Origin of the sequence: Pseudomonas sp. PDNC002, from assembly GCF_016919445.1 — a bacterium.
Taxonomy (GTDB): Bacteria; Pseudomonadota; Gammaproteobacteria; order Pseudomonadales; family Pseudomonadaceae; genus Pseudomonas.
Genome location: NZ_CP070356.1, coordinates 5,902,810 through 5,923,840, shown reverse-complemented (window position 1 = coordinate 5,923,840; position 21,031 = coordinate 5,902,810). Strand labels below are relative to the sequence as shown.

20 protein-coding genes are annotated in these 21,031 nt (G+C 64.7%); 9 read left to right on the top strand and 11 right to left on the bottom strand.

The annotated features are described in order from the left end of the window. The first annotated feature begins 166 nt into the window (after nt 1–166). The 4 genes from JVX91_RS26790 to JVX91_RS26775 all read left to right on the top strand — a co-directional run bounded on the left by JVX91_RS26790 (nt 167) and on the right by JVX91_RS26775 (nt 4,289). Nucleotides 167–895, top strand: a complete 729-nt coding sequence (locus tag JVX91_RS26790) for a thioredoxin fold domain-containing protein (protein ID WP_205337063.1) — start codon at nt 167–169, stop codon at nt 893–895. A 174-nt stretch (nt 896–1,069) separates the two neighbouring features. Next, on the top strand, nt 1,070–2,374 hold the full coding sequence (locus tag JVX91_RS26785; RefSeq protein WP_024766890.1) for a homoserine dehydrogenase: 1,305 nt from the start codon (nt 1,070–1,072) through the stop codon (nt 2,372–2,374). A gap of 51 nt (nt 2,375–2,425) precedes the next feature. Beyond that, complete coding sequence (gene thrC / locus JVX91_RS26780) at nt 2,426–3,835, top strand: threonine synthase (RefSeq protein WP_205337062.1); 1,410 nt, start codon at nt 2,426–2,428, stop codon at nt 3,833–3,835. 172 nt (nt 3,836–4,007) lie between these two features. Continuing rightward, the gene (locus tag JVX91_RS26775) at nt 4,008–4,289 is read left to right on the top strand and encodes a DUF3509 domain-containing protein (RefSeq protein ID WP_205337061.1); all 282 of its coding nucleotides are present in this window, start codon (nt 4,008–4,010) and stop codon (nt 4,287–4,289) included. 103 nt (nt 4,290–4,392) lie between these two features. On the opposite strand, the gene JVX91_RS26770 is transcribed toward JVX91_RS26775, so the two are convergent. The 5 genes from JVX91_RS26770 to JVX91_RS26750 all read right to left on the bottom strand — a co-directional run bounded on the left by JVX91_RS26770 (nt 4,393) and on the right by JVX91_RS26750 (nt 9,276). After that, nucleotides 4,393–5,094 (bottom strand): ATP-binding cassette domain-containing protein, encoded by a 702-nt coding sequence (locus JVX91_RS26770; protein WP_205337060.1) that lies wholly within the window; start codon nt 5,092–5,094, stop codon nt 4,393–4,395. 3 nt (nt 5,095–5,097) lie between these two features. Continuing rightward, nucleotides 5,098–5,865: a high-affinity branched-chain amino acid ABC transporter ATP-binding protein LivG gene (gene livG / locus JVX91_RS26765; RefSeq protein ID WP_205337059.1), complete on the bottom strand. Its 768-nt coding sequence runs from the start codon at nt 5,863–5,865 to the stop codon at nt 5,098–5,100. Further along, the gene (locus JVX91_RS26760) at nt 5,862–7,118 is read right to left on the bottom strand and encodes a high-affinity branched-chain amino acid ABC transporter permease LivM (protein ID WP_205337058.1); all 1,257 of its coding nucleotides are present in this window, start codon (nt 7,116–7,118) and stop codon (nt 5,862–5,864) included. The genes livG and JVX91_RS26760 overlap by 4 nt, the downstream gene beginning before the upstream one ends. After that, complete coding sequence (livH, locus tag JVX91_RS26755; protein ID WP_205337057.1) at nt 7,115–8,038, bottom strand: high-affinity branched-chain amino acid ABC transporter permease LivH; 924 nt, start codon at nt 8,036–8,038, stop codon at nt 7,115–7,117. The genes JVX91_RS26760 and livH overlap by 4 nt, the downstream gene beginning before the upstream one ends. 116 nt (nt 8,039–8,154) lie before the next feature. Further along, nucleotides 8,155–9,276 (bottom strand): branched-chain amino acid ABC transporter substrate-binding protein, encoded by a 1,122-nt coding sequence (locus JVX91_RS26750; RefSeq protein ID WP_205337056.1) that lies wholly within the window; start codon nt 9,274–9,276, stop codon nt 8,155–8,157. A 331-nt stretch (nt 9,277–9,607) separates the two neighbouring features. On the opposite strand from JVX91_RS26750, the gene JVX91_RS26745 reads away from it, so the two are divergent. Then, nucleotides 9,608–9,925 (top strand): DUF2288 domain-containing protein, encoded by a 318-nt coding sequence (locus JVX91_RS26745; RefSeq protein ID WP_205337055.1) that lies wholly within the window; start codon nt 9,608–9,610, stop codon nt 9,923–9,925. A 66-nt stretch (nt 9,926–9,991) separates the two neighbouring features. Beyond that, complete coding sequence (locus JVX91_RS26740) at nt 9,992–10,357, top strand: DUF5064 family protein (protein ID WP_205337054.1); 366 nt, start codon at nt 9,992–9,994, stop codon at nt 10,355–10,357. Between the two features lie 558 nt (nt 10,358–10,915). On the opposite strand, the gene phnE is transcribed toward JVX91_RS26740, so the two are convergent. From phnE to JVX91_RS26720, 4 genes are read right to left on the bottom strand one after another with little or no spacing between them, the layout of a single operon-like run. Beyond that, a complete protein-coding gene (gene phnE, locus JVX91_RS26735) occupies nt 10,916–11,686 on the bottom strand; it encodes a phosphonate ABC transporter, permease protein PhnE (protein ID WP_205337053.1) in 771 nt (256 codons plus the stop codon). Next, nucleotides 11,683–12,525 carry an ABC transporter permease gene (locus tag JVX91_RS26730; protein ID WP_205337052.1) on the bottom strand — a complete coding sequence of 281 codons (843 nt, stop codon included), beginning with the start codon at nt 12,523–12,525 and terminating at the stop codon, nt 11,683–11,685. The genes phnE and JVX91_RS26730 overlap by 4 nt, the downstream gene beginning before the upstream one ends. Continuing rightward, nucleotides 12,519–13,325: an ATP-binding cassette domain-containing protein gene (locus JVX91_RS26725; RefSeq protein WP_205337051.1), complete on the bottom strand. Its 807-nt coding sequence runs from the start codon at nt 13,323–13,325 to the stop codon at nt 12,519–12,521. The genes JVX91_RS26730 and JVX91_RS26725 overlap by 7 nt, the downstream gene beginning before the upstream one ends. Then, nucleotides 13,322–14,179 carry a putative selenate ABC transporter substrate-binding protein gene (locus tag JVX91_RS26720; protein ID WP_205337050.1) on the bottom strand — a complete coding sequence of 286 codons (858 nt, stop codon included), beginning with the start codon at nt 14,177–14,179 and terminating at the stop codon, nt 13,322–13,324. Before JVX91_RS26720 ends, JVX91_RS26725 begins: the two co-directional genes overlap by 4 nt. Nucleotides 14,180–14,344: 165 nt before the next feature. On the opposite strand from JVX91_RS26720, the gene JVX91_RS26715 reads away from it, so the two are divergent. Both JVX91_RS26715 and JVX91_RS26710 read left to right on the top strand, forming a co-directional pair. After that, nucleotides 14,345–15,244 (top strand): NAD(P)-dependent oxidoreductase, encoded by a 900-nt coding sequence (locus JVX91_RS26715; protein WP_205337049.1) that lies wholly within the window; start codon nt 14,345–14,347, stop codon nt 15,242–15,244. Then, entirely contained in the window at nt 15,241–16,029 is a 789-nt protein-coding gene (locus tag JVX91_RS26710; RefSeq protein ID WP_205337048.1) for a TIM barrel protein, read from the top strand. The genes JVX91_RS26715 and JVX91_RS26710 overlap by 4 nt, the downstream gene beginning before the upstream one ends. A gap of 19 nt (nt 16,030–16,048) precedes the next feature. Here JVX91_RS26710 and JVX91_RS26705 read toward each other — a convergent pair whose 3' ends face one another. After that, nucleotides 16,049–18,211: a bifunctional diguanylate cyclase/phosphodiesterase gene (locus JVX91_RS26705; protein WP_205337047.1), complete on the bottom strand. Its 2,163-nt coding sequence runs from the start codon at nt 18,209–18,211 to the stop codon at nt 16,049–16,051. A 292-nt stretch (nt 18,212–18,503) separates the two neighbouring features. On the opposite strand from JVX91_RS26705, the gene JVX91_RS26700 reads away from it, so the two are divergent. Continuing rightward, the gene (locus JVX91_RS26700) at nt 18,504–20,162 is read left to right on the top strand and encodes a phosphoethanolamine--lipid A transferase (RefSeq protein ID WP_205337046.1); all 1,659 of its coding nucleotides are present in this window, start codon (nt 18,504–18,506) and stop codon (nt 20,160–20,162) included. Nucleotides 20,163–20,229: 67 nt separating this feature from the next. Here JVX91_RS26700 and JVX91_RS26695 read toward each other — a convergent pair whose 3' ends face one another. After that, a complete protein-coding gene (locus JVX91_RS26695; protein ID WP_205337045.1) occupies nt 20,230–20,682 on the bottom strand; it encodes a universal stress protein in 453 nt (150 codons plus the stop codon). Nucleotides 20,683–21,031 lie beyond the last annotated feature (349 nt).

Here is a 21,031-nt window from a genome sequence, read left to right as displayed (position 1 = left end):
ACCTGCGCGCGGACCGCTGGCTGCCATCGTTGCCGGTCGGTTCGCGTGCAAGCGCGTTCCTACGTGAGATTCTGGCGTCTGACGCCGAAGCTTCCCGCTACAGCCTGCGGCTCGGCCTGACCGGCCTGGTGTGATAGTCTTCGCCGACTGACATCAGGAGCTTTCCATGCGTTTGTCCCGACTTCTGACTGCCGCGGCCCTTGGCCTCGCCAGCACCTTCGCCCTGGCCGCCGAACCGGACCAGGCGATCCGCACCACTCTTCAGTCCCTGCAGCCTGACCTGCCCATCGAGAGCATCGCCAAGGGCCCCCTGGAGGGCATCTACCAGGTGCAGCTCAAGGGCGGCCGTGTGCTCTACGCCAGCGCCGACGGCCAGTTCGTCGTACAGGGCAACATCTACCAGGTGAAGGACGGCAAGCCGACCAACCTGACCGAACAGGCCGAAAGCGCCGGCGTGGCCAAGACCATCAACGCCATCGCCGCCAAGGACATGGTCGTGTTCCCGGCCAAGGGCGAGACCAAGGCCCACATCACCGTCTTCACCGATACCACCTGCCCGTACTGCCAGAAGCTGCATGCCGAAGTGCCGGAACTGCAGAAACGCGGTATTGAAGTCCGCTACCTGGCTTTCCCGCGCCAGGGCCCGAATTCGCCGGGCGATGCGCAGCTGCAGGCGGTGTGGTGCTCGAAGGACCGCCAGTCGGCCATGAGCGACATGTTCCACGAGAAGGAAGTGAAGGCTGCCAAGTGCGAGAACCCGGTGGACCAGCAGTTCGCCCTGGGCCAGATGGTCGGTGTGCAGGGCACTCCGGCGATCATCCTCGCCGACGGCACCATGCTGCCGGGCTACCAGTCGGCCGGCCAGATCGCCAAGCTGGCCCTGGAAGCCAAGTAAGCCGCGGGTTGCGCTCTGATTGACTAATGCGGAACCGCTTCGTAATGTTCGGTTCCTTTTGACTATGGAACAGGCAGTCCGCCTGTTCTGACCTGGTGCCTGCTCCCATGCCCGCTTCGTTGCGGGCATCGGTGCGTCAGGCGCCCCGATGCTGTAATCATGGGGAGTTTCAGCGTGAAACCGGTGAAAGTGGGAATCTGCGGGTTGGGGACCGTCGGTGGCGGTACCTTCAATGTACTCAAACGCAACGCCGAGGAGATTGCCCGCCGTGCCGGGCGTGGTATCGAGGTTGCGCAGATTGCCGCCCGTCGCCCCAACCCGAAGTGTGAAACCGGTAGTACCCCCATTACTGCCGACATCTTCGACGTGGCGAACAACCCGGAAATCGACGTCGTCATCGAATTGATCGGCGGCTACACCCTGGCCCATGAACTGGTGCTCAAGGCCATCGAGAACGGCAAGCACGTGGTCACCGCCAACAAGGCGCTGATTGCCGTGCACGGCAACGAGATCTTCGCCAAGGCCCGCGAGAAGGGCGTCATCGTCGCCTTCGAAGCCGCCGTGGCCGGCGGCATCCCGGTGATCAAGGCGATCCGCGAGGGCCTCGCCGCCAACCGCATCAACTGGCTGGCCGGCATCATCAACGGCACCGGCAACTTCATCCTCACCGAGATGCGCGAGAAAGGCCGCGCCTTCGCCGACGTGCTGAAGGAAGCCCAGGCGCTGGGTTATGCCGAAGCCGACCCGACCTTCGACGTGGAAGGCATCGACGCCGCGCACAAGCTGACCATCCTGGCATCCATCGCCTTCGGCATCCCGCTGCAGTTCGACAAGGCCTACACCGAAGGCATCACCCAGCTGACCACCGCCGACGTGAACTACGCCGAAGCGCTGGGTTACCGCATCAAGCACCTGGGCGTCGCCCGCCGTACCGACAAGGGTATCGAGCTGCGCGTCCATCCGACCCTAATCCCGGCCGACCGCCTGATCGCCAACGTGAACGGCGTGATGAACGCGGTCATGGTCAACGGCGATGCCGCCGGTTCCACGCTGTTCTACGGCGCTGGCGCTGGCATGGAGCCCACCGCTTCCTCGGTGGTCGCCGACCTGGTGGACGTGGTTCGCGCCATGACCGCCGACCCGGAGAACCGCGTGCCGCACCTGGCCTTCCAGCCGGACTCGCTCTCCGACCACCCGATCCTGCCGATCGACGCCTGCGAAAGCGCCTACTACCTGCGCATCCAGGCCAAGGACCATCCGGGCGTACTGGCCCAGGTGGCGACCATCCTCTCCGAGCGCGGCATCAACATCGAATCGATCATGCAGATGGAAGTCGAAGAGCATGACGGTCTGGTGCCGATGATCCTGGTTACCCACCGCGTGCTCGAGTCCCGCATCATCGAAGCCATCGCCGCGCTGGAAGCGCTGGATGACGTCGTCGGCAATGTCGTACGCATCCGCGTCGAACAACTGAACTGAATCGACCGCGGCGGCGCCTGCGCGCCGCCGCCAACCCGAAGGTTTCACACCATGCGTTACATCAGTACCCGCGGCCAGGCGCCCGCGCTGAACTTCGAAGACGTGCTGCTGGCTGGCCTGGCCAGTGACGGCGGCCTCTACGTGCCGGAAAACCTGCCGCGCTTCACCGTCGAGGAAATCGCCTCCTGGGCCGGCCTGCCGTACCACGAACTGGCCTTCCGTGTGATGCGCCCGTTCGTTGCCGGCAGCATCTCCGATGCCGATTTCAAGAAGATCCTCGAAGAGACCTACGGTGTCTTCGCCCACAACGCCGTGGCGCCGCTGCGCCAGCTCAACGGCAACGAGTGGGTGCTGGAGCTGTTCCACGGCCCGACCCTGGCCTTCAAGGACTTCGCCCTGCAGCTGCTCGGCCGCCTGCTCGACCACGTGCTGACCAAGCGCGGCGAGCGCGTGGTGATCATGGGCGCCACCTCCGGCGACACCGGCTCGGCCGCCATCGAAGGCTGCAAGGCCTGCGAGAACGTCGACATCTTCATCATGCACCCGCACAACCGTGTGTCCGAGGTGCAGCGCCGGCAGATGACCACCATCCTCGGCGAGAACATCCACAACATCGCCATCGAAGGCAACTTCGACGACTGCCAGGAGATGGTCAAGGCCAGCTTCGCCGACCAGGGCTTCCTGAAAGGCACGCGCCTGGTGGCGGTGAACTCGATCAACTGGGCGCGGATCATGGCCCAGATCGTCTACTACTTCCACGCCGCCCTGCAGCTCGGTGCGCCGGCCCGTTCCGTGGCCTTCTCGGTGCCCACCGGCAACTTCGGCGACATCTTCGCCGGCTACCTGGCGCGCAACATGGGCCTGCCAGTCAGCCAGCTGATCGTCGCGACCAACCGCAACGACATCCTGCACCGCTTCATGTCCGGCAACCGCTACGACAAGGACACCCTGCACGCGTCGCTGTCGCCGTCCATGGACATCATGGTGTCGTCCAACTTCGAGCGCCTGCTATTCGACCTGCACGGCCGCAACGGCAAGGCTGTCGCCGAGCTGATGGACAACTTCAAGGCCACTGGCAAGCTGGCCGTCGAGGATGACCGCTGGACCGAAGCGCGCCGCCTGTTCGATTCGCTGGCAGTGAACGACGAAGAAACCTGCGAGACCATCGCCCAGGTCTACGCCGAGTCCGGCGAACTGCTCGACCCGCACACCGCCATCGGCGTGCGTGCGGCCCGTGAATGCCGCCGCAGCCTGGCCGTGCCCATGGTCACCCTGGGTACCGCGCATCCGGTCAAGTTCCCGGAAGCGGTGGAGAAGGCAGGCATCCAGGCGGTTCCGGCGCTGCCGGCACACCTGGCCGACCTGTTCCAGCGTGACGAGCGTTGCACTGTGCTGCCGAACGAACTGGCCAAGGTCCAGGCCTTCGTCAGCGCCCACGGCAACCGTGGCAAGCCGCTCTAAACCGCGGATCGCCGTTCGAAAAAGCCCGCCACCTGGCGGGCTTTTTCATGCCCGCAAGGGCGGGCCATGAAACATGCCGTCATGACCAACGGTACTGAAACCCACGAACTTTATCGCCGATCGTGCTGTCTTCTTCCTGTGTTTTTTTCATTTCGCAACAAGGAGATACGACATGGACCGGCTAAGCGCCCTGCTGACCGAGACCTTCGCTCCCTACGCTCCCTCCCTGGGCCCGGCACGCCCCGACGGCGGCCGTATCCTGACCCTTACAAACAACGATGGAGACGTGGTACTGCGGCGAGTCATCGAGGGCCAGCACCTGGCCGACCATGCACAGAGCGAGGAGGCGGTGCAGACCATCCGCCGCGACCTGCTGATCTCCGAAGGCCGGATGGAGGATGACGTCGTCTCCCAACTGCGCCAGCGAGCGCAGGTGCTGAGTTACGGGACCTGAGTCGTCCTGATGTGAGAACGCCGCCCAATGGGCGGCGTTCCTGTTTACACGCCAGATAGAAAAAACGGCCCCGAAGGGCCGTTTTTCGTTGCAGCACCTGAGATCAGCCGCCGAGGTACGCGTCGCGCACCTTGGGGTTCACCAGCAGGTTGGCGCCGGTGTCCTGCATGACGATCCGACCATTCTCCAGCACGTAGCCGCGATCCGCGATCTTGAGCGCCTGGTTGGCGTTCTGCTCGACGAGGAACACGGTCACGCCTTCCTGGCGCAGTTGTTCGACGATGTCGAAGATCTGCTGGATGATGATCGGCGCCAGGCCCAGGGATGGCTCGTCGAGGAGCAGCAGCCTGGGTTTGCTCATCAGCGCACGGCCGATGGCGAGCATCTGCTGTTCGCCGCCGGACATGGTGCCGCCGCGCTGGTTGAAGCGCTCCTTCAGGCGCGGGAACAGTGCCAGGACCTTGTCCATCTGCTCCTGGTAGTCACCCTTGCTGGTGAAGAAACCGCCCATGGCGAGGTTCTCCTCCACGGTCAGGCGGGCGAACACGCGACGGCCTTCCGGCACGACGGCGATGCTCTTGCGCATGATCACGGCGGATTCCTTGCCGACCAGTTCCTCACCCATGTAAGTGATGCTGCCCGAAGAGGCGCGCGGCGAGCCGCACAGGGTCATCAGCAGGGTCGACTTGCCGGCGCCGTTGGCGCCGATCAGGGTGACGATCTCGCCCTGCTGGACTTCCATGCTGACGTCGTGCAGCGCCTGGATCTTGCCGTAGAACGTGGAAACCTTGTCGAATTTCAGCATGACTCAGGCCTCCCCCAGATAGGCTTTGATCACATCCGGGTTGCCGCGGATTTCTTCCGGGGTGCCGTTGGCCAGGGGGGTGCCCTGGTTGATCACGTAGATATGGTCGGAAATGCTCATCACCAGCTTCATGTCGTGCTCGATGAGCAGGACGGTGACGCCGTGTTCCGAGCGCAGCATGGCGATCAGGGCCTTGAGGTCCTCGGTTTCCCGCGGGTTCAGGCCGGCCGCCGGTTCGTCCAGCATCAACAACTGCGGACGGGTCATCATGCAGCGGGCAATCTCCAGGCGGCGCTGCTGGCCGTAGGCGAGGGTGCCCGCCGGGCGGTTGGCGATTTCCTTGAGATTGACGATTTCCAGCCAGTGCGAGGCGTAGTCCAGCGCTTCGGCTTCCGCGCGGCGGAAGGCCGGAGTCTTGAGCAGGCCGGAGAGGAAGTTGGTGTTGATGTGCCGGTGTTGCGCCACCAGCAGGTTCTCCACCGCGGTCATCTCCTTGAACAGCCGCACGTTCTGGAAAGTACGCACCACGCCCTTGTGGGCGATCTTGTGGCCCGGCAGGCCCTGGATGGGCTCGCCGCGTAGCAGGATCTCGCCGCCGGTAGGGGCGTAGAAGCCGGTGAGGCAGTTGAACACGGTGGTCTTGCCGGCGCCGTTGGGGCCGATCATCGAGATCACCTGTTTTTCTTCGACCTTCAGGGCGACGTTGTTGACGGCCAGCAGCCCGCCGAAGCGCATCGTGAGGCCGGATACTTCAAGAATCGGGCGGCTCATTTTCGCAACTCCAGGTGCGGGCGCTGCATGGGCAGGAGGCCCTGCGGACGCCAGATCATCATCAGCACCATGAGGGCGCCGAACATCAGCATGCGGTACTCGCTGAACTCACGCATCAGTTCGGGCAGCAGGATCATCACCACGGCCGCCAGGATGACGCCGAGTTGGGAACCCATGCCGCCCAGCACCACGATGGCGAGGATGATGGCCGATTCGATGAAGGTGAACGACTCCGGTGTCACCAGGCCCTGGCGCGCGGCGAAGAAGCTGCCGGCGAACCCGGCGAAGCAGGCGCCGAGGGTGAAGGCGGAGAGCTTGATCAGCGTCGGGTTGAGGCCGAGGGCGCGGCAGGCGATCTCGTCTTCACGCAGGGCTTCCCAGGCTCGGCCCAGGGGCATGCGCAGCAGGCGGTTGATCACGAACAGCACCAGCAGCACCAGCAGCAGCGCGACCAGGTAGAGGAACACGACCTTGTAGTTCGAGTTGTAAGCGATGCCGAAGAACTCGTGGAAGGTCTGCATCCCTTCGGGGGCGCGGCGCTCGAAGGTCAGGCCGAACAGGGTCGGCTTGTCGATGTTGCTGATGCCGTTGGGGCCGCCGGTCAGCTCGGTCATGTTGCGCAGCAGGATGCGGATGATCTCGCCGAAGCCCAGGGTCACGATCGCCAGGTAGTCCCCGCGCAATCTCAACACCGGGAAGCCGAGGATGAAGCCGAAGAACGCGGCCATCAGGCCGGCGATCGGCAGGCACACCCAGAAGCCTAGTCCGTAGTAGTGCGACAGCAGCGCATAGCTGTAGGCGCCCACGGCGTAGAAGCCGACGTAGCCGAGGTCGAGCAGGCCAGCCAGGCCCACCACGATGTTCAGGCCCAGGCCCAGCAGCACGTAGATCAGGATCAGGGTGGCGATATCCACCGCGCCGCGCGAGCCGAAGAACGGCCAGGCGAGGGCGACGAGGATCAGCACCATGATGATCTTGCGTTGCACGGAGGCATGGGTCAGGCGTTCGGCAAGCTTGGTATGCGGGTGTGACAGCGCCTGTTTCACGCTGCCGCCGAAGGAGAAGCGGTCACGCACCAGTTGCCAGACGAACATGAGTGCGGCGCACGCGGCGATGGTCCACAGGCGCGCAGGGCTGACGTTTTCCAGCTGCAGGCCGATGCCGATCACGCTGAGCTTCACGCCCAGCACCGGGTAGGCCACGGCCATGACCAGCAGCGCGCTGAAGATGGCAGTCTTGAGTTTCTGGCTCATACCTTTTCCACCTCCGGGCGACCGAGGAGGCCGGTGGGACGCAGAAGCAGAACCAGGACCAGCAGGGTAAACGCCACCACGTCCTTGTACTGGTCACCGAACACGTCGGCGCCGAAGGCTTCGGCCACGCCCAGCACCAGCCCGCCGAGCATGGCGCCCGGAATACTGCCGATGCCGCCCAGTACTGCGGCGGTGAACGCCTTGATACCGGCGAGGAAGCCGATGTGCGGGTTGATCACGCCGTATTGCAGACCCAGCAGCACCGCGGCCACGGCGGCCAGGGTGGCGCCGATGACGAAGGTCAGGGCGATGATGTTGTTGGTGTTGATGCCCAGCAGGTTGGCCATCTTCAGGTCCTCGGCGCAGGCGCGGCAGGCGCGGCCCAGGCGGGAACGGGAGATGAACATGGACAGGCCGTACATGGTCAGCAGGGTGACGATGAAGATCAGCACCTGCATGTACGAGATGGTCACGCCGGTCATTTCGTCGGCGCCGATCACGAAGTTGCCCGGCAGCAGGCTGGGAATCGCCTTGTCCTTGGAGTCCTGGGCGAGCAATACCTCGTTCTGGAGGAAGATCGACATGCCGATCGCGGAGATCAGCGGAATCAGCCGGTTGCTTCCGCGCAGGGGCCGATAGGCGATCCGTTCGATGCTGTAGCCATACGCACTGGTGACGATGATGGCGGCGGCGAAGGTGCAGATGATGACGACAGGAAGACTCACGATTCCCATCATCGCCAGCCCCGTGATCACGATGAAGGCCACGTACGAGCCAATCATGTACACCTCGCCATGGGCGAAGTTGATCATGCCGATGATGCCGTAGACCATGGTGTAGCCGATGGCGATCAGGGCATAGGTGCTGCCGACGGTGAGACCGTTGATCAGCTGTTGCAGGTAGTGATAGAGCTCAGGCATTACCTAACTCCTCGGGCGTCGCGTGAAGCGGCGCTTGTGGCGCGACGGACCCCCGGAATACTCGGATAAACAAAGCCCACTGCGGTTGCAGTGGGCTTTGTGTGTCGGCGGGTGGCTTACTTGGCTTCGGTCTTGGTGCCGTCCTTGTGCCACTGGTAGACCACGAAGTTGAAGTTCTTCAGGTCGCCCTTCTCGTCGAAGGCCAGGTCACCGGTCGGGGTCGCGAAGGTGTTGGAGCGCAGTGCGGCGGCTACCTTGTCGGTATCCTCGCTGCCGGCTTTCTTGATGCCTTCGGCGATGACTTCCACGGCGGCGTACGCCGGGAACACGAACGGACCGCTCGGGTCTTCGTTCTTGGCCTTGAAGGCCTCAACCAGAGCCTGGTTCTTCGGATCCTGATCGAAGGATTTCGGCAGGGTCACGTACAGGCCTTCGGAGGCCGGGCCGGCGATGGCGGAAATCTCTTTGTTGCCGACGCCTTCCGGACCCATGAAGCCGACTTTCAGGCCTTTCTCGGCAGCCTGGCGCAGGATCAGGCCCAGCTCCGGGTGGTAGCCGCCGTAGTAGACGAAGTCGACCTTGGCTTGCTTGAGCTTGGCGATCATCGCGGAGAAGTCCTTGTCGCCGGCGTTGATGCCTTCGAACAGGGCGACCTTGACGCCGGCGCCTTCCAGGGTCTTCTTCACGGCAGTGGCGATGCCTTCGCCGTACTGCTGCTTGTCGTGGATCACGGCCACGGTCTTGGGCTTGATGTGCTCGGCGATGAACTTGCCGGCGGTCGGGCCCTGCAGGCTGTCCAGGCCGATGGTGCGGAAGATCAGCTTGTAGCCGCGGGCGGTGATGTCCGGGCTGGTGGAGGCGGCGGTGATCATCAGCACGCCTTCGTCTTCGTAGATATCCGAAGCCGGTTGAGTGGAGCTGGAGCACAGGTGGCCAACGACGAACTTGACGCCATCGTTGACGATCTTGTTGGCAACGGCCACGGCTTGTTTGGGATCGCAAGCGTCGTCGTAGACCACGCCTTCGAGTTGCTTGCCGTCGACGCCGCCGGCCTTGTTGATCTGCTCAATGGCCATTTTCGCGCCAATGAACTGCATCTCCCCGTACTGTGCGACGGCGCCGGTCACCGGGCCGGCCAGAGCGATCTTGATGGTGTCGGCGGCCATGGAGAAGCTGGCAACGCCGGCCAGAGCCATGGCGGTGAACAGCTGGGAAAGACGCTGAGTACCCTTTTTCATAGTGCTCCACTCTTCTTGTGTTTTCGTTTTTGTAGTCCTGGTTGCCGAAGGCCTCCGGACCGGGATTGCCCCGGACAGACCCACCGGCAACTGTACCGGTACAGTGTAGAGTGCCGCTTGACCGCTTGAAAAGACGGGGGCGGCGGGCCGGTTGCGGGTATGTCGCAAGATTGAAACAAACGTACAGAAAAACGGCGCTCCCCCGACTTCTCCCCGTTGGTTTTCCGTCGTTCGGTCCGCAGGGTTTCAATCGACCCGAAAGCGCCGCCGGAACCTTGCCTGGCGCGGTCTCGGCGCTATCATGGCGCCGTTCGTTTACCAGGTGAGATCCATGACTGAACAAGCTAGCACCCTCTATGCCAAGTTGCTTGGCGAAACCGCGAAGATTTCCTGGCAGGAGCTCGCGCCCTTCTTCGCTCGCGGCAACCTGCTCAAGGTCGGGGCTTGCGCCGATCTGGTGGAGGTCGCGGTAGGCGTGGCCGAGGACGACAAGGCGAAGGTCGCTGCCTGGTTGAACAGCGGTGAGCTGGCCAAGGTCGACGAAATCCAGGCGCAGGATTTCCTCAATCGCGATCCGGAGCTTTGGGCCGTGGTCATCGCCCCGTGGGTACTGGTGCAAGAAAGAGTTCGAAAGGAAGTCCTGCACTGACACAGGGCGATTTCCAATTCACAAAGGCCGGCTAGACTGTCGGGATTCCATCGAAGGAGATTCGCCATGTTCGAACCGGGCCATCTGCACCTCCAGGCCATGCCGGGGCTGGATCAGCAGGAGATCGACGCTCATATCTATTACGAAATCCGCAAGGATGCGGAGAAGGGCACCTACGTGCACTTCACCATGAAAGGCGAGATCGATCGCAACTCATTCACCGAAGAGTGGGACATGCCCAAGGAGCAAGCCTTCAACTTCGCCAGCGACGCCACTCGCATCGCCCAGAAACACGGCTTGCACCCGCGCTTCGGTGCGGTGGTGCGCAATCACAAGGAGTACGACGCGATGTTCGAGGACATCCGTCAGAAACTCGGCACCCATCCCGGCGACCCGATCGACCTGGACAAGGTGATCCACGGCGGCGAGTAAGCAACCCATTCGAAGAAAAGCCCGGCCATGTGTCGGGCTTTTTGTTGCGCTCTGTTTCCACTCAAACCCGTTGAGCGCTTCTTTGTAGGAGCAACTGTCTTTCTCGGGAAGCCCGTGCCGATGCTTTCCCCTCACCCCAGCCCTGGCTACGCGCCCCGCTCCTGAGGGAGAGAGAGCAGTCCGTGCCGGCTGACACCGAAGATTCATCCTGCACCGAACGGTCCCCTCTCCCCCCCTGGGAGAGGCTCAGGGCGATGACTGGAGCACGGACCGATCAGGCAGGAGCGGAGCTTCTCCGCGAAATCCCGGCGAAGCCGGGACAAACGGCATCGCGGATAAGATCCGCTCCTACGAAAAGCAGCCCGCCGCACGCCCCGCTGCACAGTTGAAAACGCGCCAAAAGAGACCGGCTCACAGGTCAGTCGAGGGGCAATCGTTGCAGGCGCGGGCCGCGAGGCTCGTGTAGGAGCGGACCTTGTCCGCGATTGGTCCCGTCTGTTGGACAGCGGTCACACCGGCTGCGCCGGGATTTCGCGGAGAAGCTCCGCTCCTACAGGTTCAATGGCTCACCCAGCGCTGCCGCGCCCAGGCGCTCAGCGAGTCGACGCACAGCACCAGCAACAGCATGGCGATGATCACGGTCGCCGCCTGCGCCTGCTGGAACAGGCTGAGGCTGAAATACAGCATCTGCCCCAGCCCGCCGGCACCGACAAAGCCGAGCACGCTGGCCATGCGGATGTTGTTCTCCCAGCGATAGAGCATGTAGGCCACCAGTTGCGGCCAGACGCCGGGCAGGGTGCCGTAGGCGAATGCCGCGATCCGGCCGCCGCCGGACAGGCGCACGGCCTCGGCGGGAGCGGTCGGGGTATTTTCCAGCGCTTCGGCGAACAGGCGACCCAGCACGCCGCCTGTATGCAGCGCCAGCGCCAGGGTGCCGGCGTTCGGACCGAGCCCGGCGGCCAGCACCATCAGCGCGCCCCAGACCAGTTCCGGCACCGCACGCAGGGCATTGAGCAGCAGGCGTGACAGACTCTGGGCGATGCGCCCGAAGCGTCCCGCCGCCGGCAATGCCAGCAGCAGGCCGAGCAGTGCTGCCAGCAGCGTACCGATGGCCGACATGGCCAGGGTTTCCAGGGCGCCGCGGCCCACCGCCGCGAGATGGGGCGCGGTGAGGTCCGGCGAAAGGAAGTCGCGACCGTACTCCAGCATCTGGCCAAGGCCGCGGGCGTCGAACAGCCCGCCCGTGTCCACTTCCAGATAGGCGAAGGATGCGCCAACCGCGAGGAGGATCAGCAGCAGCCAGCCGAAACTGCGCAGCACGCCGGTCATTCGAGCCTCCCGCGCAGGAAGCGGCTGAGCAGATCGGCGCCCAGCACCAGCACCAGGAAGGTCAGCAGGATGCTCGACACCTCGCCGCCGGCGAACATGCGCAGCGACAGGTCGATCTGCTGACCCAGGCCGCCCGCGCCGACGAAGCCCATCACCACCGAAGCGCGGATCGCGCACTCCCAGCGGTAGACCGTGTAGGAAATCAATTCCGCCGCCGCCGAAGGCAGTACGCCATAGGCGAACGCTTGCAGCCGCGAGCCGCCGCCCAGCAATAGCGCGCGGGTCGGTCGTGGGTCCACCGATTCGAAGATTTCCGCGTAGACCTTGCCGAGCATGCCGCCGTAAGTGATGGCGATGGCCAGCACCCCGGCCGTCGGCCCCAGGCCGACGGCGCGGACGAACAGCAGTGCCCAGACGATCTCCGGCACGCTGCGCAGCACGATCAGCAAGCCGCGCACCGGCCAGCGCAGCGCCCGCGCCCACCAGGCCGGCAGGCCGCCGCGGGGCAGGGCGGAGATCGACAGCGCACGGGTTGCCAGCAGCGCGGCGGGGAAGGCGATCAGCCAGGCCAGCGCCATGCCGGCCGTGGCGATGGCCAGGGTTTCCAGGGTGGCGCGGCCGAGCAGGGCGAGGAATTCGCTGTCATGGGCCGGCGGCAGGAAGCCACCGAGGAAGTTGGCCATGGTCCGTGCGTTGTCGCCGCTGAACAGGCCGACGATGTCCATCTCGGACAGGCGCAGCCCGGGCCAGAGCAAGGCCAGTGCGAGCAGGGTGAGCAACAGGCGCGGCAGCGCCGCCGGATCGCGGGGCGACGTCTTCGGGAGTGCAGGGTTCAGCATCGCGGAATCTGCACCACCAGCGGTGTGCCAACGGGCGAGGCGGCGTCCTGCCGGCCCAGCTGTTCATTGGCGTACAGCGCGCGCAGGTCCTCGGGGGTCACGTTCTGCGTGGCCTTGTCGAAGGCGATGCGGCCATCGCGCACACCGACGATGCGCGGGAAGTGTTCCAGCGCCAGGTCCACCGCGTGCAGGCTGGCCAGCAGGGTCACACCACGGTTCTGCGCCTCGCGGGTGAGCACCCCGAGCGTGTGCCCGGCGAGCACCGGGTCCATGGCCGAGACCGGCTCGTCCGCCAGCAGCACTTCGGCATGCTGGTAGAGCGCGCGGGCAATGCCGACCCGCTGCAATTGTCCGCCGGAAAGCTGGTCGCAGCGCTCGAAGAGCTTGTCGGAGAGGTCGAGGCGCTGCAGCTCGCTGCGGGCTCCGGCGCTGTCCAGCGGATAGACCAGGCTGGCCAGGCTCTTCCACAGTGGCCACTGGCCGAGGCGCCCGGCAAGCACCGCCGTGACTACCCGCTGGCGTGGCGGCAGCGGCGGTGCCTGATGAACCAGGGCGATGCGGGCGCGCAGGCGCTGGCGCGCGGCGGCACCCAGCGACCAGGGTTGTACGTCGAGCAATTCGTAGTGGCCCGCCGAGGGTTTCAGGGCGGTGGCCAGGATGCGCAACAGGGTCGTCTTGCCGGCACCGGACGGGCCGATGATCGCCACCCGTTCGCCGGTCCCGACCGCGAGGTCGATCCCGGCGAGCGAGCGCTGGCCGTTGGCGTGGATGTGCTCCACGCCGGTCAGTTTCAGGGTCACTTCAGCAGGCCGGCGGCGCGCGCCGAGTCCTCGATGCCCTTGTAGTTCTCAGGCTTGGTTTCGATGAAGCGGCTGGCCGCCTGCAGATCGAGGATTTCCTTGTCGCGCGGCTTGCTCGGGTCGAGGGCGAGGAAGGCCTTCTTGATCTTCTCCGCTAGTGCGGGGTCGAGGTTGCCGCGCACGGTCCAGTTGTAGTCGTAGTAAGTCGGCGTGGTGGCGAAGACCTTCACCTTGTTGGTGTCGACCTTGCCCGCGTCCACCAGCTTCTGCCACACGGAGGCGTTCAGCACGCCAGCGTCGACCTTGCCGGCCTGGACCCAGGCGACGGTGGCGTCATGCGCGCCGGAGTAAGCCACGCGGGAGAAGAACTGCTCGGGGACGATGCCGTCCTTCTGCATGAAGTAGCGCGGCATCAGGCTACCCGAGGTGGAGGACACGGAACCGAAGGCGAAGGTCTTGCCCTTGAGGTCCTGTAGTGACTTCACGTTCGGGTCGGCGGTGATGAATTTGCTGGTGAACTGCTGGTCCTGCTCGCGCTGCACCAGGGGGATGGCGTTGCCGGTCTTCAGGCGCGCCTGGACGAAGGTGAAACCGCCCAGCCAGGCCATGTCCAGGCGATCCGAAGCCAGGGCCTCGACCACGCCGGCATAGTCGGACACCGGGATGAACTTCACCGGCATGCCCAGTTGCTCTTCGAGATAGGCGCCCAGGGGCTTGAACTTGCGCAGCAGCTCGGTCGGGGCTTCGTCGGGAATGGCGGAAACCTTGAGTTCCTTCGGTGTATCGGCGTGGGCGAAAACAGCGGACAGGGACAGAGCGAAACCGGCGGCGAGCGCCAGGGTGCGTTTGAGCATGGGGAGAGTTCTCCGGGTCAATGGCGGAAAAAACTCCGGGAGTATAGTGGCGCCGCGTCTGTTTCGCTGCCCGCCAGTTCGTCGCGGCGCACTCGGCCGGTGGTTGGCCGCGCCTGCTAGAATGCCGCTCCCCGTACTTTTCCCGCCCTGTACTGGAGAGTGTCCATGTCGTCCGCCATTCCCTCCCTCGCCTTCGCCGGTCTCGGCCTGATGGGCGTGCCCATGTCCCGTCGCCTGATCGCCGCAGGTTACCCGCTGACCGTGTGGAATCGCTCCGCCGGCAAGCGCGAACTGCTCGCGGCGGAAGGCGCGAAGGCCGTGGCGACGCCCGCACAGCTGTGTGCCGACGCCGAGGTGGTGATGCTCTGCCTGGCCGATACCGCCGCCGTGCGCGAAGTCGTATTCGGTGCTGGCGGCATCGTCGAGGGCGCGCGAGCCGGGCAGGTGCTGGTGGACTTCTCCAGCCTGGAGCCCGCCGCCACCCGCGAGATGGCGGCCGAGCTGGAAGCGCGCACCGGCATGCGCTGGGTCGATGCGCCGGTGTCCGGCGGCACGCCGGGCGCCGAGGCGGGTACCCTGGCGATCATGGCCGGCGGGCGGATCGAGGACATCGATCGGGTCCGCCCGATCCTTGAACACCTCGGCCAGCGCCTGACGCGCATGGGCGATGTCGGCGCCGGGCAGGTGACCAAGGTGTGCAACCAGATGATCGTCGCCTGCAATGCGCTGGTGATCGCCGAAGTGGTGGCGCTGGCGGAGAGGTCCGGTGTCGACGCGAGCTTGATCGCCCCCGCGCTGGCCGGCGGTTTCGCCGACTCCAAACCCCTGCAGATCCTTGCGCCGCAGATGGCCGAGAGCCGCTTCGAACCGGTGAAATGGCACGTGCGCACGCTGCTCAAGGACCTGGATACCGCCGTGAAGCTTTCCCGCGAGGAAGGCTCGGCCACGCCCATGAGCGGCCTCGCCGCGCAACTGATGCGCCTGCACGGCAGCCAGGGCCATCTCGAACACGACCCGGCTACCCTGGTCGAGCAATACCGTCTTTCGAAGGAATTCCCGCAATGAAACTCTGCGCCAACCTGTCCCTGCTGTTCACCGAAGTCCCGCTGCTGCAGCGCATCGACGCCGCCGCCAAGGCCGGCTTCGATGGCGTGGAAATCCAGTTCCCCTACGACGTGCCGGCCGAGCAGCTGAAGGCGGCCCTGGATGATGCCGGGCTGCCGCTGATACTGATCAACCTGCCCGTTGGTGACCTGATGCAGGGCGGCCCGGGCCTGGCGGCGGTGCCGGAGTGTGCGGCGGAGTTCGAGGCGGCGCTGGCCAAGGCACTGGACTACGCGCGCATCGTCAAGCCGCAGCATGTGAACGTGCTGGCGGGCCGGCTGGTCGAGGGGCAGGAGCGCGAAGTCGCCCTGCAGACCCTGGCCGAGCGCCTGCGCGCTACCTGCGATGCCTTCGCCGGCAGCGGCACAGACGTGCTGATGGAGGCGATCAACTGCCACGACATGAAGGACTTCCTGCTCAACACCCCCGAACACCTGCAGGACATGCTTGAGCGTGTCGCGCGGGAGAACCTGCGTGCGCAGTTGGACCTCTACCACATGGCGCGCATGGGCCTGGAACTGGTGGACTGCATCTACGCGCTGATGGGGCAGATCGGCCACGTGCAGTTCGCCGACTACCCCGAGCGCGGCGAACCGGGCTCGGGCGAGATGGATTTCGAAGTGCCGCTGCAGGTGCTCGACGACGTCGGCTACGACGGCTGGTTGGGCGCCGAGTACCGTCCCACCGGAACCACGGCCGACTCCCTGCGCTGGCTGCCGCGTTGGCGCGCCGGCAAGTTCGAGTGAGCAGGGCTGGCGAGCGGGTTCAGGCCTGATTGCTGAGCAGCACCGCGTCGCTGTCCTCGCGGTAGGCGTCGAGGAATTCCACCAGCGCGGAGAGTGGCAGCGGGCGGCTGAACAGATATCCCTGGGCCAGCTCGCAATGGTTGTCCCGCAGGAACGTCAGTTGCTGCGCGTGCTCCACGCCCTCTGCAATCACCTTCAGGTGCAGCTTCTGCGCCATCGCGATAATGGCCTGGGCGATCTCGGCGTCGCGGCGTGATTGCGGCACGTCGCGGATGAACGAGCGATCCACCTTCAGTGCATCCAGCGGCAGCTGGCGCAGGTAGGACAGCGATGAATAGCCGGTGCCGAAGTCGTCGATGGACAGGCTCACGCCCAGGTCGCGGAGGCGGTTGAGCAGCGGCACGGCCTGGCTGACGTTGGCCATCACGGCGTTCTCGGTGACTTCCATCTCCAGGAAGCGTGGCGCGAGACCGGCCTCGTCGAGCGTCTGCTGCACTTCGTCCACCAGGCCTTCGCGGCCCAGGTTGCTGGCGCAGCAGTTGACCGCCACGCGCAGGTCGCTGTAACCCAGGTCATGCAGGTGCCGCAGGTCCCGACAGGCCCGGCGCAACACCCAGGAATCCAGGGCGCCGATCAGGCCGTTGGCCGTTGCCAGGCCGATGAATCGGTCCGGCGCCAGCAGGCCGTGGGTCGGGTGCTTCCAGCGTACCAGCGCTTCCAGCTGCTCCACTTCCCCATGATCGATGCGCAGGATCGGCTGGTAGTAGAGCACCAGTTCGTCGTCCCACAGCGCCTTGCGCAGCTCCTCCTCTAGCTGCAGTTCCTGGGTCGCCTTGGTCTTCAGGTGCGGGCTGAAGAAATGCGTGACGTTGCGCCCGTTGCCCTTGGACTGGTACAGCGCGAGGTCGGCGTGCTTGAGCAGCTCCTCGGGTTGTTCGCCATCGTTGGGGAACAGGCTGATGCCCACGCTCAGGGTCATCACCAGGCTGCGCCCGGCGGTGCTGATCGGCTCCTTCATGCGCTGCATCAGGCGCTGGGCGAGGATGCGCGCCTCGTGGTCCTCGCCCAGGTCGGCGAGGATGCAGAACTCGTCGCCGCCAAAGCGCGCCAGCAGGTCGGTGCTGCGCAATGCGCTGCGGATGCGCTCGGAAACGATGCACAGCAACTCGTCGCCGGCGGCGTGGCCGAGGGTGTCGTTGACCCGCTTGAAGTGGTCCAGGTCCAGCAGGATCACCGCCATGCCCTGGCCCTTCTGCCGGTTGCGTTGCAGGCGAGCATCGAACTCCTCGTTGAGCGCGTTGCGGTTGTGCAGGCCGGTCAATCCGTCGAAGCGGGCCAGCTGCTGCAATGAAGCATTGGCGTGGTCGAGCTGGGTGAGCAGCGTGTTGACCCGGCTGAGCTCGCTCTCCTTGCTTTCCAGGCTGTCTTCGATCCAGGCCGCCCAGAGCCCGGCCAGCACCACCGCCAGGGACAGTAGGCCGACCATCAGGCCGAGCTGGATGGCGTTGTTGCGACCGACATCCGCCACCGGCGCCACCCAACTGGGCAGGGTCAGTGTCAGTGCGGCCATGCCGGTGAAGTGCATGCTGGCGATGGCGCAGCCCAGCAGCAGGCTGGCGGTGATCTGGTAGATCCACTGGCGGCCGGCCGGTTGCCGATTCAGGACCGGTGCCAGCACCAGCGCGACGAAGGCGACCAGCACGGCCATCAGCACCGACAGGGTCACCAGCAGCGGGTCGTAGTGCTGCATGGGCGGCGATTCGATGGCGGCCATGCCGGTGTAGTGCATGCCGGCGATACTGGTGCCGATGCAGCAGGCGGCGAGCAGGTATTGCAGGGGGCTCAGCCCGGCATGGGCGAGCAGGCGCATGGCGACCACCGAGATGGTGATGGCGATGAGCAGTGACAGCAGCGTCATCCCGCCGGAGAAATGCAGCGGGACTGTCGAGTGGAAGGCCAGCATGGCGACGAAATGCATCGACCAGATGCCGCTGCCCAGGCAGATGCCGCCCACCCACTGCCAGCGGTGTGCGTGCTGTGGCGCGCGGACCATGCGCGCGGTGATGCTCAGGGCGACGAAGCTGGCGACGCAGGCGATCAGGATGGACAGCAGGACCAGTCCGGGATTGTGAGAACACTCCAGCAGCACAGCATCGGGTAAGGCGTCCTTGTGCCATTCCATGGGCGGGAAGCTCCGGGTCTGGGGATGCGTGGGCGAATTGATATCACTTTGATGTGAGTCTAGGAAGCTGCCAGGACCCTGCAAGACGCACCGCCGCTTTCCGACAAGCTGAAGGATTACCGCCGACGTACGGTCGTGCCTACTGGCTGCCGTCGCACAGTTTGTGCTCCCGCCTATCATCCTGTAGCCAACTTGACACTTTTTTGACTAACTGCCCGCTACAGTTGCGCCGCCGGCCGGCAAGGTGGGCCCGGCAACTTTCATCAGAATTCCGAAGTAAGGAGTGCGCTCGATGTTCGAGGGCAAGCGTCGCGTGTTCCCGCAGGTCAGTTCGACACGGCTGGTTCTGCTGTTTTCCCTGGCCCTGGTGTTGTTCTACAACTTCGCCACCTGGAAAGCCCTGAACGACCTGGTACCCCTGCACGGCGTCTGGGGGGCGGCGTTCTTCGTGTCCTTCGGCTTCTTCCTCTGGGCCGCCTTCAGTCTGCTGCTCATGCTGGTATCGTTCCGCCCGCTGCTTAAACCGGCGCTGACGGTGGTGGCGCTGGTCTCGGCGGGCGCAGCGTATTTCATGAACACCTACGGCGTCGTCATCGACACCGTGATGGTGCAGAACGTCATCGAGACCAATCCCGGCGAGGCCGCCGCGCTGTTCAGCGCGCGCATGGTCGGCTATCTGCTGGTGCTGGGCGTGCTTCCGGCCGCGATCATCTGGCTCACCCCGGTGAGCTACCGGCCCTTCTTCCGCGGCCTGTTGAACAAGGTGCTGGTGATTGCCGGTTGCGTGGTGGTGGTGGCGGTCTGCGTGGGTACCTTCTATTCCACCTATGCGCCGGTGTTCCGTCAGGAAGACAAGCTCACCCACTTCATCAACCCGACCAACTACATCTACGCGGTCGGCAAGTTCACCAAGCAGCGCCTGGGCATCAAGGAAAACCTGGTGGTACAGCCCATCGGCGAGGACGCGGTGATGGCCCGCAAGGTGCGCGCCGACGGCAAGAAGTCGCTGATGATCTTCGTGGTTGGCGAAACCGCCCGTGCCGATCACTTCTCCCTGAACGGCTATGCCCGCGAGACCAACCCGGAGCTCGCCAAGCTCGACATCATCAACTTCGCCGATGTCAGCTCGTGCGGCACTTCGACCGCAGTGTCGGTGCCCTGCATGTTCTCGAAGTTCCCCCGCGAGGACTACAGCGACAAGAAGGGCAAGACCAATCAGGGCCTGCTGGATATTCTCCAGCGCGTCGGCGTCTCGGTGCTCTGGCTGGACAACAACAGCGACTGCAAGGGCACCTGCCTGCGTGTGCCGAGCCGGGATATCTCGAAGAACCAGCCGGGGCCGTTCTGTGACGGCAACCGCTGCCTCGACGAGGCCATGCTGCAGGACCTGCAGGCGTATATCGACGGCCTGAAGGACAACGCCATCATCGTTCTTCACGCCGACGGCAGCCACGGCCCGGAATACTACGACCGCTACCCGAAATCCATGGAGCGTTTCGCGCCGGTCTGCCACACCAACCAGCTGGGTAGTTGCAGCACCGAGGAGCTGGTGAACGTCTACGACAACACCATCCTCTACACCGACTTCTTCCTGTCGAAAGTCGTCGAGCTGCTCAAGCAGAACCAGGAGCGCTTCGATACCTCGATGCTCTATGTCTCCGACCACGGCGAATCGCTGGGCGAGAATGGCGTTTACCTGCACGCGGCGCCCTACGCCATTGCGCCGAAAGCGCAGACCCACGTGCCGATGGTGATGTGGTTCGGCGACGGCGCGCTGGGCGGCATGGGCGTCGATCGTGGCTGCCTGGAGAAGAAAGCTTCCGGCACCGAGCTGAGCCATGACAACCTGTTCCACTCGGTGCTCGGTCTCTATGACGTGCGCACCAGCCTGTACCAGCCGGATCTGGATATCTTCCATTCCTGCCGGCGGGACATGACGGTCGCCCAGTAATCGATTCGGCACATGAAAAAGGCCCTGCGGTGATCGCCGCAGGGCCTTTTTCGTTGCTGGAGTGCTGTTACTTGTCGCGCACCAGCAGCACCGGGCGGTTGCTGACGCGCAGCAGACCTTCGGCCACGCTGCCCAGCATCAGGCGACGCACGCCACGGCGGCCGTGGGTGCCCATGACGATGATGTCGGACTTGGACGCTTCCGCCTCGGTCTCGATGCGCTCGGCAATCTCTTCGCTGGCACGCTCCTGGCAGACTCGCTCGAAGCTGGTCTTCACCGTGTACTCGGCGATCTTGTCCTTGGCCTTGGCCAGGATGTCGTCGGCGGCCTTCAGTGCGGCTTCGCGCAGCGGTTCCGGGTTGTAATACACAGCGTAGTCGGGCAGGTGCCGCAGCGGGCTGTCGACGATGGTGATGACACGCAGTTCGCCTCCGCTCAGTTGGGCCAGTTTGGCCGCTTCGACCAGGGCTCGGTCGGAAACCGGGCTGCCGTCCACCGCTACCAGAATGCGCTCGTACATGATGTGTTCCTCAATGAGTGGCTTGGTAAGAAAACTCTATCCCTCCGAGGGCGAGATTCCCTTGCGCAGCGTCAATGGTAGTCGGTGTCCCCGAATGTGCCGGGAATAGAGCGGCGTAACGAGGTGTTTCGGTGTCACGGGGCGTAGGAGCAACTGTCTTTTCGGGGAAGTCCGTGCCGGTGCTTTCCCCTCACCCCAGCCCTCTCCCCAGGGGGAGGGAGCTGATCGTGCCGGCTGACACCGAAGATTCATCCTGCACCGAACGGTCCCCTCTCCCCCTGGGAGAGGGTTAGGGGGAGGGCTGACCGGAGCGCGGACCGATCAGGCAGGAGCGGACTCTGTCCGCGAT